Annotated in this window: 10 protein-coding genes; 8 read left to right on the top strand and 2 right to left on the bottom strand. The window is 62.5% G+C overall.

The genetic code is table 11. The features are described from left to right. Nucleotides 1-74: 74 nt before the first annotated feature. The 4 genes from IEX32_RS09715 to IEX32_RS09700 all read left to right on the top strand — a co-directional run bounded on the left by IEX32_RS09715 (nt 75) and on the right by IEX32_RS09700 (nt 5,006). Nucleotides 75-1,040: a sugar phosphate isomerase/epimerase family protein gene (locus IEX32_RS09715; RefSeq protein WP_188770929.1), complete on the top strand. Its 966-nt coding sequence runs from the start codon at nt 75-77 to the stop codon at nt 1,038-1,040. A gap of 22 nt (nt 1,041-1,062) precedes the next feature. Beyond that, nucleotides 1,063-2,109 (top strand): TolB-like translocation protein, encoded by a 1,047-nt coding sequence (locus IEX32_RS09710; RefSeq protein ID WP_188770927.1) that lies wholly within the window; start codon nt 1,063-1,065, stop codon nt 2,107-2,109. Between the two features lie 262 nt (nt 2,110-2,371). Further along, a complete protein-coding gene (locus tag IEX32_RS09705; RefSeq protein ID WP_188770925.1) occupies nt 2,372-3,940 on the top strand; it encodes a cytochrome P450 in 1,569 nt (522 codons plus the stop codon). A 271-nt stretch (nt 3,941-4,211) separates the two neighbouring features. Continuing rightward, nucleotides 4,212-5,006 (top strand): SDR family NAD(P)-dependent oxidoreductase, encoded by a 795-nt coding sequence (locus IEX32_RS09700; RefSeq protein ID WP_188770923.1) that lies wholly within the window; start codon nt 4,212-4,214, stop codon nt 5,004-5,006. Nucleotides 5,007-5,109: 103 nt separating this feature from the next. Here IEX32_RS09700 and IEX32_RS09695 read toward each other — a convergent pair whose 3' ends face one another. Further along, nucleotides 5,110-7,608, bottom strand: a complete 2,499-nt coding sequence (locus tag IEX32_RS09695) for a TonB-dependent receptor (protein WP_188770921.1) — start codon at nt 7,606-7,608, stop codon at nt 5,110-5,112. 149 nt (nt 7,609-7,757) lie between these two features. Then, nucleotides 7,758-8,075, bottom strand: a complete 318-nt coding sequence (locus IEX32_RS09690) for a 2Fe-2S iron-sulfur cluster-binding protein (protein ID WP_188770920.1) — start codon at nt 8,073-8,075, stop codon at nt 7,758-7,760. 369 nt (nt 8,076-8,444) lie between these two features. On the opposite strand from IEX32_RS09690, the gene IEX32_RS09685 reads away from it, so the two are divergent. The 4 genes from IEX32_RS09685 to IEX32_RS09670 all read left to right on the top strand — a co-directional run bounded on the left by IEX32_RS09685 (nt 8,445) and on the right by IEX32_RS09670 (nt 15,806). Further along, nucleotides 8,445-11,864, top strand: coding sequence for a glycosyl hydrolase (locus IEX32_RS09685; protein WP_188770918.1), 3,420 nt, complete (start codon nt 8,445-8,447; stop codon nt 11,862-11,864). Nucleotides 11,865-12,129: 265 nt separating this feature from the next. Continuing rightward, on the top strand, nt 12,130-12,450 hold the full coding sequence (locus tag IEX32_RS09680) for a hypothetical protein (protein ID WP_188770916.1): 321 nt from the start codon (nt 12,130-12,132) through the stop codon (nt 12,448-12,450). A gap of 211 nt (nt 12,451-12,661) precedes the next feature. Continuing rightward, nucleotides 12,662-15,235: a beta-glucosidase family protein gene (locus IEX32_RS09675; RefSeq protein ID WP_229736288.1), complete on the top strand. Its 2,574-nt coding sequence runs from the start codon at nt 12,662-12,664 to the stop codon at nt 15,233-15,235. Between the two features lie 238 nt (nt 15,236-15,473). After that, nucleotides 15,474-15,806: a c-type cytochrome gene (locus tag IEX32_RS09670; protein ID WP_188770913.1), complete on the top strand. Its 333-nt coding sequence runs from the start codon at nt 15,474-15,476 to the stop codon at nt 15,804-15,806. Nucleotides 15,807-15,928: the final 122 nt, after the last annotated feature.

Here is a 15,928-nt window from a genome sequence, read left to right as displayed (position 1 = left end):
GCGATAGTGTTGTGGCCGGCGGTCTTCGCCGGCCACAATCTTTCTTGCCCCGCCTTCCAACGGGAATGTCTGACATGCTGGAAATCAATCGCCGTTCGTTGCTGACCGCAATGGGTGCAACGGCATTCACCTCCATGCTTCCGGGAACGACACTGGCCGCGACCCGCAGGAATTTCTTCGAACGGGTCGGCCTTCCGATCGGCCTGCAGATCTACACCCTCGGTCCCGACGCGGGGAAGGACATCGACGCGACGTTCGCGCAGGTGGCGCGGATCGGCTACCGCGAGATCGAACTGCCCGCCCTGCTTGGCCGCCAGCCCGCCGAGCTAGCCGCCGCCGCAAAGCGGGCAGGTCTCACCATCGGCAGCATCCATCTGCCGCTGCTCGGGATGGGCGGGCCGGCCGGCCTCTCGATGACGAGCGATCCCGCCAGGATCGCGGATGATCTGGGAACGCTGGGCGCGCGGTGGGCCGTCGCCCCGATCATGCTCATTCCCGGCGACTTTCGCCCCCAGCCCGGCGAGACCATGGAGGCCGCCATTTCCCGCACGGTCGCCGCCGCCGGCGAGGACATCTGGAAGAAGACCGCGGCAACCCTCAACGAGAAAGCCAGCGCGCTGAAACCGCTGGGCATCAAAGTCGGCTATCACAACCACAACGTCGAGTTCGCGCCGATCGGGAAGACGACCGGCTGGGACATTCTCTGGAAGGAGACCGATCCGGACCTCGTGAAGTTCGAAGTGGACGTCGGCTGGATCGCGACAGCCGGCCTCGACCCGATCGCATTCCTGAAGCGCGCGGCCGGGCGCGTAAGCCTGCTCCACGTCAAGGACGTGGCCGTGGGCAATCCGCAGAGCTTCCGGATTTCCATGAAGCCGGCCGAGGTCGGATCGGGAACGCTGCCCTGGGACAAGCTCCTCCCGGCCGCCTATCGCGCCGGCGTAAGGCACTTCCTCGTTGAGCAGGAGCCTCCTTTCGTCATCCCGAGGATCGAGGCCGCTATCCGCTCCTATGCGTTCCTGTCGAAGCTCAAGGCGTGAAGGACAGCCAGAGAACATGCGCATGAAAATGATCCACCGGGCGCTGGCAGCGGTCGGCTGTCTGGCAGTTGTGCCGATGCTCCCGGCACCTTCCCTTGCGCAAACAACCGAGCCGGAGTTGCAGCTCCAGGACGCAATCGAGCTGACGCCTTTTGGCGGCCGCGCCGCCTTCTCGTCGGACGGGAAGAAGATCGTCTTCGTCGATAGGACCTACGGAGATGCCTACGAGATCGACGTCGCGACTCGCCAGGTACGCAATCTGACGGCCCATTTGCCGCATCAGGGCATCATGCGTATCCAGTACCTCGCCAGCGGCGACTTCCTGGTAACTGCGCCGCGAGTCCGTTCAGGCCCCAACACCCGTGCCCATCTCGAAATGTGGGTCCTGGACAAGACGCTCAAGCACGGGCTGCAGCCGCTGGGCCAGCAGGTGTTCGAAGGCATCGCCGTTTCGCGCCAGACGAACCTGATCGCGTGGACAGTGATCGACCCTGAACTGAAGCCGAAGGAAAGCTGGCAGCTGGCCTTCGTGCGCCCCACGAAGCGCTATGTGGCGGAAGTGACGTACCACAATGGCGTCCCCGCCCTTTCCGGCAAGCGCGAGATCATGCCGGCACTGCCAAAGGAATGCGGTTTCATCGAACCGCAGGACTTCCGTGATAACGATACCGAAGTGGTCTATTCGTGCATGGAGCCGATGCAGAGCGGAGCCTTCACGATCTCGGTGATGGGCAGCAGGTTCGCCGAGGACCGCAACATTACATATCGCCGCGACGTAGGCGCCTACAATGAAGTCGAAGGGCTCGCGCCGGCTGGTGACTGGGCGACCGTCGAGTGCGGAAAACAGGATAAGCCCGGTTTGCCGCCGCTCGACATCTGCCGCCTGCAGTTGACCCCAAACGGGAAGATGACCTTGCTGGTGCGCGGCACGACTTCCGGCGCGACCGGCGATATCAGCAACCCGATCGTCAGTCCCGATGGCAAATGGCTGGTCTTCCAGAGATCCGACAGCGCATCCGGCGAAATCGGTGAAGGCTACGGCCTCTACATGCTGCGCCTTCCCGGCTAGTACGTCGACAGGCCGCTCCCGACGCCCGTGCCACATCATTGCCTCTTGACGCAGGCGTCGACCGCCTGTTATGCGACACTGTATCTCGTAACTTGAGCATCTGGAGAAACTGCGCCCGGTCGGAGTTGGCGATTTCATATTGCTACGCATGCGCATCCGAAGTGGATGCGTGACGTGCCTTTTTAACTGGCCCAGGTCCGACGCTATCGCAACACAGGGTTGAATCTGCCTTCGGGCAGTCACGAACACACGGGAGATTCTGATGCAGCCGCTGATCGAACGCGATTACTTCACCGACTATGAGATCCTGAAGGATCCCTATGCTTATTTCGAAGCGGTGCGGCAGCACGGTCCCGTCTTCCAGCCGCCCGGCAAGGACTATCTCGTCGTCACCGGGTTCGAGGAAACCTTGGAGATCCTGCGCAACAACGAGGATTTCTCGGCGATTATCGGCTTGCAGGGCGCGGCTCTGCCGCTGCCCTTTGAACCGCATGGCTCCGACATCACCGACCAGATCGAGGCCCATCGCGGCGAGATCATCGGCGGCGACCTGCTGGTGAATCTCGATGACGACAAGCACACGCAGATGCGTTCGCTCGTCAACAGACTGTTCACGCCCTCGAAGCTCAAGAAGAATGAAGAGTTCATCGCCGCATATTCGGACGAGTTGGTCCGCAACGCTGTGGCCGACGGCGGTTGCGAGTTGATCAAGACGATCGCGACGCCGTTCGTCACGCTCGTCATCGCTGACCTGCTCGGCGTGCCAGCGGACGATCGCCAGCGTTTCATGGACGCCATCGCCGCCGCGCCGCCGCCGGGCAGCCTGGAAGGCAACGAGCAGTTGGCGGAAAATCATCCGTTCATGATCATGGCCGGCTACTTCGTCGACTACATCAACGATCGCCGCGCGAGGCCTCGCGAGGATATCCTTACCGAATTCGCGCAGGCCAAGTACCCCAACGGCGAGGAACCGGAGCTGATGGACCTAGTCCAGACCGCGACCTTCCTGTTCGGCGCCGGGCAGGACACCAGCGCAAAGCTGCTGGGAACGTCAATGAAGTACATCACCGAAGTGCCCGGCCTTCAGGTCAAGCTGCGTGCAGATCCCTCGCTTATTCCGGATTTCCTCGAGGAAGTTCTGCGCCTCGAAGGTTCGACCAAGCAGACCGCGCGCCTCGCCCGGCACGACACCAGGATCGGCGATCTGCATGTTCCGGCCGGCACCAAGGTACTGGTGGCGCTGTCCGCCGCCAATCGCGATTCCGCGCGCTGGGTAGAGCCTGTGGACCTCAAGCTCGATCGTCCGAAGTCCAAGGAACATGTCGGTTTCGGACGCGGTAAGCATGTTTGCGCCGGCGCTCCACTCGCCCGTGTCGAAGTACGCGTGATTCTGGAGCGCTTCTTCGAGCACACCTCCAACATCGATCTTGACGAGACCAAGCACGGCCCGCGCGGCAACCGCGAGCTAGACTACGAGCCAAGTTTCATCATCCGCGGACTTTCCGAATTGCACGTCAAGCTCACGCCTTCGTCGAACTTCCCGGGCCGTCCCGAGAACTCGCTCGTCGGCACCGACGCCGAAGCCACGCCGGAACAAGCCGCCGCGCCGGCCGAGGCACGTTTCTCGGTCGAGAGTTCAACCATCGCCGAACTGCTCGCCGACCCGGCGGCGGCGGCGGTGCTCGACCGCCACTTCCCCGGCGTGACGACCGACAAACGCATCGGCATGGCCAAGCGCATGACGCTCAAGGCTGTACAGAAGTTCGCGCCGGGACAGTTCTCCGATGAAAGCCTGGCCGCGCTGAACAAGTCGCTGGCGGAAATCGGTTGAAACCGGCCGCACGCATCCTCCGGCGCTGAGCCCAGGTAGCCGGGGCGGCCAAGTCCATCGCTGATCGCTCATGGAAGGCCGTGCCCAGGGATCATCGTTGTTGACAGGGCAGTTCCAAGGGGCTCGGGCGATGGCCGCCCTCGTCCCAAGGAAGCCGCGGACTATCATAGAGCCATCGTCGATAGGCTAAGGCGGGCATTCGGCACTCTCGACGGGTAGCCAGGCGCAAGGGAAAGCATGATGCGCGGCCCGATCAAACGGAGATGCAATCATGAAATTTAAAGAGTGTTCGGCTCTTGTCACCGGCGGCGCGGGCGGCCTGGGCGGCGCAACGACCCGCCGCCTGTTCGAGCTGGGTGTGGGAGTCGTGATTTTCGAGCCCGAGTTCGAACGCGCGAAGGCCCTGGCGGACGAACTCGGCGGCCGCGCCGCGCCTTTTGCCGGAGATCATAACAGCGAGGACGATGTACTTGCCGCGATCGAGGAGACGAAGAAGCTCGGCGTCTTTTCGATCAACGTCAATTCAGCCGGAGTCGCGATCGAGACACCGGCAACCGCGACGGCAGACGGCACCCCGCACGACATGGGGACGTTCCGCGAAATGCTCGACCTGCATCTGATGGGTCCATTCAACGTGTGCCGCCTAAGCGCCGCCGCATTCGCCGCCAATGCGCCCGATGAGGATGACCAGCGCGGCGTCATCGTGAACACCTCGTCCACCGCCGCCTTCGACGGACAGGGCCGGCAGGCGGCCTATGCCGCCGCCAAGGCGGGCATCGCGGCCCTGACTCTGACGATGGCGCGCGATCTCGCGCCGATCGGCGTACGCGCCTGCGCCATTGCGCCGGGCCCGATCTGGACGCCGCGCCTCGCTGGGGCACCACAGTCCCTGCTCGACGAACTGACCAGCAACATCGCCTTCCCCAAACGCTTCGGAAATCCGGAGGAGTTCGCCTCGCTCGTCGAGGCGATCTTACGCACCCCGTTCCTCAACGGGCAGACAATCCGCCTTGACGGCGCGCTTTCGACACCGCTTACGCAGTTCGCCGCTAAGTCCGCGGGTTGAATAGCGAGACACCGCCCACGTATCCAAAGGGGCGCGGTGCCAACCGAAAAAGGGCTGCGGAACCCGCGTTCCGCAGCCCTTCCATTTGACTGCATTCCAGCCGTCAGCGCGAGCCGAAGGCCATGCGGAAGGTGACCCCGAATTCACGCGGCGGCGTCACGGAAACGCCGGTATAACGGCTGTTGTAAACCGTCGAACCGATACCCGCGACGCTGAAAGTCGGCGGCGCCAGGAATACGTCCGTGACCGTTGTGAATTGCGGCAGGTCGTCCTGGTTGACCAGCTTCGTCATGTCGAAGATGTTCTTCGCATAGACAGAAACCTCCCACGCGCCGCCCCAATCGCGCAAGCCGCCGTAGAGGTTGAGGATGCCATAGGCCCCGACATCGTCGAAACGGTTGTTGGGATCGGTTTCCGACATTCCGCGCCAGCTAAGGAGGCCCCGCAAGTACCCCTCCATCGCCGCCGTGAGGGGGCGATTGTATTCCCCCTGAACGACGCCGCTCCACTTTGGCTGGAACGTGGCGCTCTGTTTGCCGCCGGGGCAAATCGCAAGGCGCTCGCCGTTATAAGCGTCAACCATGTTCTGCAGGCTCGGACTGCTCGTATCCGGAATGCCGTCCGAACCCACCGCACCGGTCTGGTTATTGAGCGCGTCGGTGCAGGCAAGCAGCGCCTCGCCGATCTTGCTCTTGGCATAGTTGACGCTGGCGCCGAAGCTGAAGTTCGACGAAGGAGCGAAGGACAGCTCCGCCTCAACGCCGTTGACCTCGACCGGGACCGCGCTGACGAAGTTGAAGTTGGCGATCGAACGCGCACCGGCGGTATTGATGTTGATGTACTGGATTCCCGCGCCGCCTGCTCGGTAAGGGTAGTTTTTGTACTTCTGGTGGTAGCCGGTCAGGTTGAAAATCAGTTTGCGATCGAGCCACTCGGTCTTGATGCCGGCTTCATAGGACTTCGAGGTTTCCGAGGGCAGCGAAATGTGCGCCACTTCGTTGGGAGTATAGTCGGCGTTGGTGAAGTTGCCGATCGCCACGACCGGCGGACGCCACGAACTGCCCGTGGCCGCATAAGCCATGATGTGGTCGTTGAAGCGGTGCTTGATGCTCGCGCTGTAGATCGTCGCGTTTTCCTTGACGTCCGACTGCGTACCATTCTGGCGGGCGCATGAACCGGCCTCATAGCCTGCCGGTGTGCAATTGATGAACAAGCCGTCGCGGAAGTCCTTGAAGTGCAGGCGGCGCAGACCGCTCGAGATTTCGGTAGCTTCGCCCAGATGCAGAGTGACGTTGCCGAAGAACGACTCTTCGGTCGGATTTCCGGGCGGCAGGTAGATGGGCACTGCGGTCACGCTCGGCGGCCCGAGCGGGATACCCAGGCCGGCAAGACGGAGTTGCGTGATGCTCTTGTCGCTCAGGACCGTGCGCGACGGCACCGAATAGCGGAAGTAACCGATCACGTAGTCGAACAGGTCTGCGATGCGGTCCATGTTCTGAAGGCGCACTTCATGGCTGCTGGCCGTTCCGCGCGTATCCGCAGCCTGGGAGATCTCCAGATCGGGGAAGAAGTTCGCGAGGTCGCGCACGCCATCGCTCGTGTAGTGCTGGAAGGTGCGCGAACCGGCGTAGATCAACCTCTGGCCGAGGATGTCGGCTTCCGCGTTCCAGTTGTAGAATTTGAAGGTCTGGCCCGTCAGGCTCGGCCGCGCCTGCACCGACAGGTAGTCATCCAGCGCAATGCGCCCATAATCGGGAGCATTACTCGACGGCACATAAGCAGGGTTGTAGTCGCCAACCGAGCGAATCTGGTCGAAGCGGCGGCCCTCGTTGCGCATGCCTTCATAGAGAAAGCCGAAGCGCAGCCAGTCGGTGGGCTCGAAACGAACCGTGGCGCGGATCGCCTCGGTCTCGCTATGCGGATCGATATCGCTGTTTACGCTGCCAACGCGGTTGAGGCGGTCGTACCTGTAAAGACCGGCTATGCGAACGGCGAACACGTTATCGATGACCGGGATGTTCATTGCACCGTTCAGGTTAGCGACAGCCCCTGAACCGAAAGTGCCGGCGACGTATCCGCCGACCTCGGAAAGGTCGGGGCGCCGGGTGGTGATCGTGATGGAGCCGGACGGCGTGGCGCGGCCGCGCAGCGTGCCCTGCGGCCCGCGCAGTACCTCAATCTGGCCAACGTCGTACATCGTCTGGAAAACGAAGCTGGACGGGACCGGAGCATCGTTGCGGTAGTACTGGATCGTGCCGTTTTCAGCACTCACATTGACATCATGATTGACGCCGCGGATCGATGACGATGTCCCGATGCCATTGGCGTTCGGTGTCAGTTGCAGGCCCGGCACGATCGAGCCGATTTCGCTGAAACTGCGAATGTTGAGCTTGTTTATCGTGTCTGCGGTGACCGCATTGACGACCATCGGGACGTCCTGAAGACTTTCGTCGCGCCGACGGGCCTGAACGATGATCTCGTTCGTCGTCTCGGCTTCCGACGTGGCCTCGGGCACTTGCTCACTGGCCTCCTGCGCCAGGGCTGGCGCCGCAAATGCCGCCAGGCTAATGCCGGCAAACGCAATGGATTTCTGAAATCTCAACTGAATTCCTCCCAAATGTACAATTTAAGCGAGCCACACAGCACAAGGCCCCACTGGCGAAGCCGGAACTACGAGATTGGATGGAGCCGTACGTGGCGGACCTAATGTTCCCCGATCGCCCGCCCGAAAATTGACCCGGCGCCGGACCGTCAGTCTTCGGGCGCGATTGTCACGCGCAGACCTTCGAGTTCCGGAGTGACCGGCAATTGACAGGACAGTCGCGAGCGCCCGTCGCGTTTGCTCGAGGAATCGAGCAGATCATCCTCATCGGAGGTCATTTCCCCGAGACGATCGGCAAACTCCAGATCAACATAAACATGGCAGGTAGCGCATGAGCAGCATCCCCCGCAGAGTGAAAGCAATTCATCAAAACCAGCGTCACGAATAACTTCCATTATCGTCTGCCCCGGCTTTGCCCTAACCGATACTTCGTTTCCAGACGTTCCGATCACCACAATATTCGTCACAATACTTATCCTTCACTCCCATTGGAAAACCGTTCACGCATTTTTCTTGCATTTACCGACCGATGCCTGCTTCCCGAACCGGATTCGAGCAAACCGCGAAAGCGAATCTCATTTTACGCAATATAGTGGCGCATAATTGTAGTCCGCGCCGAGCGTCAAGCCTCAAACGTGCCAGGGCCAACTGCTGGGCGTCAGTCTGCCGAGGTTTGGTCAGACCAAATCGGTCCAAACCTGCTTGACTGTGCCCGGGATGCACGTTATGCGCCATTGTATCGCACATATAATGCGATGGGAGAGAACGGATATCGGCATTTCGTGCAGGTCCGTCCGTACATCGACAAACAAGGTTGTGAACGGCGATTGCGAAACATGGACACAAACCGAACACTCGGAACAGGTCTGCTGTGGTTGAAGCTGCTGGTCTCGACCGCAGCGCTTTGCGAAGTCGCCGCCTTCGCCGAAACCCGCCCTGAATCGCCCGATCCCCGTCCAGCATCTGATCTTGCGACGGCCTTCCGCGATCCGCCGCCGGAAGCGCGGCCGCGCGTCTGGTGGCACTGGATCAACGGGAACATTACCGCTGACGGACTGATCAAGGACCTTCAGTGGATGAAGCGCGTCGGCATCGGGGGGGTGCAGTCCTTCGACGCGGACCTTAAGAGTCCGCAGATCGTCGACAAGCGCCTCATTTACATGACGCCGGAGTGGAAAGCGGCCTTCCGGACCGCCGCGCAAACCGCCGACCGACTGGACCTCGAACTGGCAATCGCGTCTTCACCGGGCTGGTCCGAAACGGGCGGGCCTTGGGTGGCGCCGCAGGACGGGATGAAGAAGCTCGTCTGGAGCGAGACCGCCGTAATGGGCGGGCGCAGGCTCAGCATCGTGCTTCCGCAGCCGCCCGCCACAATCGGCCTCTATCAGTCGATCACCGCCGAATCCGGAAACGATTCCAACATCAACGACAAGAGTCCTGACCTGCCCGCGCCCTACTACAGGGACGTCGCCGTGCTGGCATTCCCGGCGCCTCCAGCGCGGCCGATGGCCCGGCCCGTGGCGACGGACACCGCGGGACAGCCCATCAATTCCGCGCTGCTGCTTGACGACGACCTTCGGACCGCCGTCGAACTCCCCAAGTCCAAAAATGGCGCCGCCACGCTAGAACTCGCCTATCCCACCGCCCAGACGGCTCGGTCCGTGACGCTGTTCGTGCCCGACGCGGCGAACCAGTTTGCCGGCGCGAACCTGCGCGCGAAGCTGGAAGCACAGCGCGGCGACGGCAGTTGGAAAGCCGTCCGCGATATTCCATTGACCCGCGTCCCGACCACGATCGAGTTCGCGCCGGTTACCGCGCGCAAGTTCCGCATCTCCTTCACCCCCTCTAGCAGCCTGCCGGACTTCGTAATGCCCCCTCCAGGCATTGATCTAACGACGCTGGCCTCGGGTTTTTCGAGACCAAAGCAGTCCAAGGACATTCTCGTCGCCGATCTCCAGTTAACCTCACAGACGCGCATCGACCGGGCGGAAGCCAAGGCGGGGTATGACGTGGTGCGGGATTACTATGCACTGAGCCAGGGGCTCGACGACACGCCGGGCGTAAATCAGGCCTCGGTCATCGACATTACCGGCCACATGCGCGCCGACGGCACGCTCGACTGGCGCGCGCCGGGGGGGCAGTGGCGCATCCTGCGCCTTGGATACTCGCTGACGGGCACCATGAACCACCCCGCCCCGCGCGAAGCGACCGGGCTGGAAGTGGACAAATACGATGCCGAAGCCGTACGGCGCTACATGGAACATTACATTGCAATGTATCGCGACGCCGCCGGAGCCGACATGGTCGGCCAGGATGGTGTCCGGGCGATCCTGAACGACAGCATCGAAGTGGGCGCCGCCAACTGGACGCCGGGCATGATCGGCCATTTCAAGCGCCTGCGCGGCTATGACCCAACGCCCTGGCTGCCCACGCTGACCGGCACCATCATAGGTTCGCGCGAGGAGAGCGACCGCTTTCTGTTCGATTTCCGCCGGACACTGGCCGACCTCCTTGCCGATGCGCACTATGGCACTGTCGCCAGGGTCGCGCACGAGAACGGCCTCAAGGTTTACAGCGAAGCGCTGGAAGACAATCGCCCGCAGATCGGCGACGATCTGCAGATGCGCCGCCATGCCGACGTGCCGATGGCGGCGATGTGGTACTTTCCTCTTGGGGAGGATCCCAAGCAGACCTACATCGCGGACATCAAGGGCGCCGCCTCCGTCGCCAACATTTACGGCAGGCCTTATGTCGCCGCCGAATCGATGACTTCGATGCTCGCGCCCTGGGCTTATGGGCCGCGTGATCTCAAGCACGTGATCGACCTTGAATTCGCGACCGGCATCAACCGCCCGGTGATACACACCTCGGTCCATGTTCCGACCGAGGACCACAAGCCGGGATTGCGGCTGTCGATCTTCGGGCAGGACTTCAACCGGAACGAAGCCTGGGCGGAACTGGCGCGCCCGTGGGTGGACTATATCGCGCGCAATTCGCTGATGCTACAGCAGGGTCGCAACGTGGCCGACATCGCCTACTTCTATGGCGAGGAAGCGCCCGTCACCGGGCTTTACGGCGAGAAGCCTGTATCGGGCATCCCGAAGGCCAACGCTTTTGACTTCGTGAACGCCGACGCCCTGTTGGAGGCGTTCCGCAACAACGGCAATGATCTCGTCACATCGGGCGGAGCGCAATACCGCGTGCTCTACCTTGGCGGCTCTTCGCACCGAATGAGCCTCAAGGTGCTGCGCAAGATCGTGGCGCTTGCCGAAGGCGGAGCAACGGTGGTCGGTCTGCGCCCCCAGGGCGATCCCGGCATCGTCGCCGATCAGGCTGAATACGATGCACTCGTGAACAGGCTCTGGCCGGGCACGCCGACAACAGAAGTCGGAAGGGGACGGGTCATCGCGACCGACGATCTGGACGCGGCACTCGCCCAGGCCGGCGTAGCGCCGGACTTCGCCTATGCGGCAAAGCAGGAAGGCAGCGTCCTGCCTTTCGTGCATCGTCGTCTGGACCACGGCGACATCTACTTCATTTCCAATCAGAAGGACCGCGTCGAAACGATCGAGGCGCGCTTCCGGGTCACTGGCAAGGCCGCCGAGCTCTGGCGCGCGGAAACCGGCACCCACGAGCAGGTCAGCTATTCGATCCGCGACCGGGAAACCGTCGTTCCGCTGACCCTGCAACCCGGCCAGTCCGTGCATGTCGTCTTCCGCAAGCCCGCAACAGGCAGTGACGTCGTCATTCACAAGGCCGCGCTCCGGGAAGTCGCGACGCTTCGGGGGCCATGGAAAGTGAAATTCGAACCCGGACACGGCGCGCCTTCCGACGCCGAACTGCCTGCCCTTATACCGCTCAATGAACACGAAAGCCCCGGCATCAAGTATTTTTCCGGCATCGCGACCTACACCAGGGATTTCCAGGCGCCGCGAGGCTGGAAACCGGGCCACCCTCTCATTCTCGATCTCGGTGAAGCTCGCGAAATCGCGGAAGTGACGGTGAATGGAAAGCTTGCCGGCCATGCCTGGCACGCACCGTATCGGGTCGAAATCGGCGCGTTCGTGAAGCCCGGCCGGAACCGGCTGCAGGTCCGCGTCGCCAATTTGTGGGTGAATAGGCTGATCGGCGATGCCCAGCCAGATGCGGAGAAGGTGACATGGACGGCTTCTCGCACCTATCGGAAAGACGGACCGCTGCGCCCGTCCGGGCTGATCGGCCCCCTGCGGCTTCTTGGTGAAGAGCGAGAAGACTGATGTCTCCAATGGGGCGGGTGCAAGGTGCGCGCAAAGGCAATAATGGGGGCAAAGCCCACCTCTTCCCGGCCCGCCTTTACAAGCGCGGCGCCCGGCACATCATCGATCTGCTTCGCGACAAGGCTTTTGAAATCGGCCAGCGCATTCCCACCGAATGGGAACCGCCAATGGGCCTGTTCATCCCAGGGTCGTTGGACAGGCTGCCTATCTTCAATGTCCCATGCCGGCTCCTACTCAGCCCGGCAAATTGATGGAGAGTAACATTATGCGTACCTATTTCGCGAGCTTGCTCGTCGCTGCCGCAGGACTGACCGGCATGACGGCTCATGCGGACGATTCCGCCGTGGCGGCGCCGACTGCCAAGGCAGCCTACAACACGGCTGAAACGCCGCTCGGCGATCTTCTCGACGATCCCGCGGCCAAGGCCGTTCTCCAGAAACATCTGCCGGACCTCATCAGCGGCGACGGCATCGCCATGGCCCGCGGCATGACACTGAAGGCCCTGCAGGGCTATGCGGCCGATCAGGTCACTGACGAAAAGCTGGCGGCCATCGACGCCGACCTGCAGAAGCTCGCCGGCAAGTAGCGGCGCGCGCCCGGAACCAAGGGAGGGGAGGCACGTGCCGCCCCCTTTTGTCTTGTGTGGTCGCGGACAGCCGAGGAGGTCCCGCCGCCCCCGAAGGCAATGGCCGAATCGAGCCGCGCCGCGTTTCCGCCCGGCAAGACCGAAGCGGCGAATTGCTCAAAAACGGTGGTCGCCCACTCAGGGCGAGGAATGCTGGAGAGGAACGAAAATGATGACGAAGGCCGATCGCCCAGCCAGGATCCGCATTGTTCTCGCCGCGGGCGCGCTGGCCCTGTCACCCGGGCTCGCGTCATCCTCATACGCAGAGGACGCAGGGAGCCCCAAGCACACTTTGTCCTGGATGTCGGCCAGAATCGTTGCCGAACAGGCCGCCGCCGTGGACGATGCCGCGAAGGAGGCCGTCGCAAACCGCCGGGCGAAGCAACTCATCGCGGCAATGACGCTACCGCAGAAAATGCAGCAGCTTACCGGCAGCAAGGCCGAGATCCTTCCCGAGTTGCCGCAATGCTATGGCGCGCGGCATGTGAGCGGAATTGCATCGCTCGCCATCCCGACTTTCCGAATCACGAACGGGCCGGTTGGCGTCGGCCAGAATGACTGCGTCGCACGCAGCGTATATGAAGCGGTCAAGGACAATCCCAATCCTTACGCCAGCTACGTGGCCTACACCCACCCGACGTCTGCGAAGGCAACGGCGCTGCCTTCGGCGATGGCCGTCGCCGCCTCGTTCGACCCGGCGGTCGCCACGACATTCGGGGAAGTCATCGCCACCGAGATGAACAACCTGGCGCTGCACGTCTTCGAAGCGCCGGGCGTCAATCTGGCCAGGCTGCCGATCCTGGGCCGTAACTTCGAATACTTTGGAGAAGATCCCTATCTCACTGGCACGATGGCCGTCGCCGAGACCAAGGTGGTGCAGGATCACGGCATCATCGCGATGGTCAAGCACTACGTCGCCAACGAACAGGAGACCAACCGCCAAACGATTCAGGAGAGCGTCGATCAGCAGACCCTGCGCGAACTTTACCTGCTGCCGTTCGAGATGGCGCTCAAGGACGGCAAGGCGGGGGCGGTGATGTGCGCCTACAATTACGTCAACGGCGCCTCATCCTGCGAAAGCGAGCATCTGCTGACAGACGTCCTGCGCGAGGACTGGGGCTTTACCGGCTACGTGCAGTCGGACTTCTTCGCGATGAAGAGCACGGCGTCCACGCTGACGACCGGCATGGACCACGAGATGCCGACGCCGCTGCACTGGGCGCCGGACAAGCTGCAGCCCGCGCTCGACAAGGGCGAGATCACCGTCGGCGACATCGACACCGCGCTGGAGCGTCGCTTCACGCAGATGTTCAAGGCCGGCGTTTTCGACCGCCCGCTGGTACAGACGCCGATCGATTTCGCGGCGGGCGGCCGCAAGGCCCGCGAGGTCGGAACCGAAGGGGCCGTTCTGCTGCAGAACAACGGTGTGCTGCCCTTCTCGCCCGACGTGCGCTCGGTCGTGCTCATCGGCAAGGCCACACAGGTCTATGCCCAGCAAGCGGTCGCCGGCGGATCGATGACGGGTAAGCCCATGGGCGCGGGCGGCGGCAGTTCCGACGTCGTACCGGAATACACTGTCACTCCGATCCAAGGTTTGCGCCAGACGCTTCGGGAACGTGGCAACGGTCAGGCAAGCGTCAAGCTGGTCCTGGTCGACGACACGAACACCTCGGCGACCGTCGACGGCACGCAGACGACTTTCGCCGCCGCACTCGACGAAGCAGCCGGCGCCGACGCGGTGGTAGTGATGGCCGGCACCGTGTCGGAGGAAGGTGCCGACCGCGCCACTTTCGACGGCCTCGGCGGCCAGAAGCTCGCCGCGAGCGCTGCGGCGGGAACCAGCCTCGACTGGTATGCGGAGAAGCCGAACATCATGGCCACCAACCGTCCCAACGACAACCCGGCCATGGACAGCCGGACCGTGGCGATGATCGAGGCGGTCATGGCGACCACGTCAAAGACCGGGATGGCGATGGCGCGGAAGACGGCACTCGTCCTCAAGGACAACGCCGGCGTGGCAATGACGCCCTCGCTCGTCGGCACCGACGGGCCGGCGATCCTCGAGGTCTGGTTCCCTGGACAGGAGGACGGCAACATCGTGGCTGACGTCGTGTTCGGACGCACAAATCCTTCGGGCAAGCTGCCAGTGACATTCCCCTACGCCGGCAAGGGCTTCCTTGATCACATCACGCCGGAACAGTTCCCCGGCGTTGCAGCCACGGGCTCCGGCGACCAGACGGTCGAATATTCCGAGAAGCTCAACATAGGCTACAGGTGGTACGATGCCAACGTCAGCGGCGAGTGCGCGCCGGTCAAGGGTGTGAATCCTTGCGTCGCCTTTCCGTTCGGCCACGGTCTTTCCTATACGACCTTCAAGCTCGGCAAAGCGCGCCTGTCCTTCGATAAGGCAAGCAAGACTTACAGCGCCAGCGTGAAAGTGACCAACACCGGCAAACGCCCGGGCGCCGAAGTAATCCAAGTTTATATCTCGCTTCCCGAAAGCGCCAGCGAGGTCGGCGCCAGGCAGCCGCCCAAGCGACTGGTCGGCTTCGACAAGGTGCGACTGGAGTCGGGCCGCTCCGCGACCGTGGAGATTTCCATCGACCCCGCCGCAAGCAACCATCCCTTCAGCGTCTGGAGCGAGACAGCTCAGAACTGGATCACTCCGGCGGGCAGTCACACGATTTGGGTGGGACGTTCATCTTCGCCTCGCGATCTGGCCAAGGCTGGCAGCGTGAGCTTCTGAGACAGGCCCACCCTTTCCACGAAACTAGCCGCGAATTGAGATGCAACTTGGCTTGTCTTGTTTGGTTCATTCAGCCTCCCGCAAGGACGGAGCACGGCTCGCGATTAGCGGATAGAGGCCATGTTCATCCTTGCTATTCCAATAATAGAACGACATCGTTCGATTTAATGTTCGGCAACTGGCTCATGGGAGAGACGTTTTGAAAGCTCGTGTTTGTTGGGCAGCGGCAGCCCTCGCCATGTGCGTTCCAGTTTATGCGAATGCTGCGCCGCCGGCTCCGGACGGTGCCGTGGTGTTCCGTCAGCGCTGCCAGGCCTGCCACACCGAGGAAGCCGGAAAGCCTGCCAGGGTCGGTCCCAATCTCGCCGGAGTTGTGGGACGCAAGGCGGCGGCGACCGATTTCAACTATTCGGCTGCGCTGAAAGGCTCTGGCCTGACCTGGAACAGAGAAAACCTCGACAGGTATCTCGCGGCTCCCTCGAAGGTCATACCCGGCACACGCATGGTGATCGCCTTGACGGACCCGGCACAGCGCAAGGCCCTGATCGACTATCTCGCAAAAAAGCGCTGACTCGCGACGAGGGCTAGACCATGCTGCGCAAGATCCTGAAAATCGTTCTCTGGGCGCTGCTTGCCCTCGTCCTCTTCCTTGCCTTCAGCGCCTGGCGCAACTGGGATACGGTCCAGCGTGTG

It is taken from the genome of Novosphingobium endophyticum, from assembly GCF_014640675.1.
GTDB lineage: Bacteria > Pseudomonadota > Alphaproteobacteria > Sphingomonadales > Sphingomonadaceae > Novosphingobium > Novosphingobium endophyticum.
The sequence above is the reverse complement of the archived record's forward strand: the minus strand, read 5'-3'. Positions and strand labels throughout refer to the sequence as shown.

What these genes read in the sequence shown, in the direction of transcription:
- IEX32_RS09715 (WP_188770929.1), top strand. Translation starts at nt 75, where the DNA reads ATGCTGGAAATCAATCGCCGTTCGTTGCTGACCGCAATGGGTGCAACG.
- IEX32_RS09710 (WP_188770927.1), top strand. Translation starts at nt 1,063, where the DNA reads ATGAAAATGATCCACCGGGCGCTGGCAGCGGTCGGCTGTCTGGCAGTT.
- IEX32_RS09705 (WP_188770925.1), top strand. Translation starts at nt 2,372, where the DNA reads ATGCAGCCGCTGATCGAACGCGATTACTTCACCGACTATGAGATCCTG.
- IEX32_RS09700 (WP_188770923.1), top strand. Translation starts at nt 4,212, where the DNA reads ATGAAATTTAAAGAGTGTTCGGCTCTTGTCACCGGCGGCGCGGGCGGC.
- IEX32_RS09685 (WP_188770918.1), top strand. Translation starts at nt 8,445, where the DNA reads ATGGACACAAACCGAACACTCGGAACAGGTCTGCTGTGGTTGAAGCTG.
- IEX32_RS09680 (WP_188770916.1), top strand. Translation starts at nt 12,130, where the DNA reads ATGCGTACCTATTTCGCGAGCTTGCTCGTCGCTGCCGCAGGACTGACC.
- IEX32_RS09675 (WP_229736288.1), top strand. Translation starts at nt 12,662, where the DNA reads ATGACGAAGGCCGATCGCCCAGCCAGGATCCGCATTGTTCTCGCCGCG.
- IEX32_RS09670 (WP_188770913.1), top strand. Translation starts at nt 15,474, where the DNA reads ATGTGCGTTCCAGTTTATGCGAATGCTGCGCCGCCGGCTCCGGACGGT.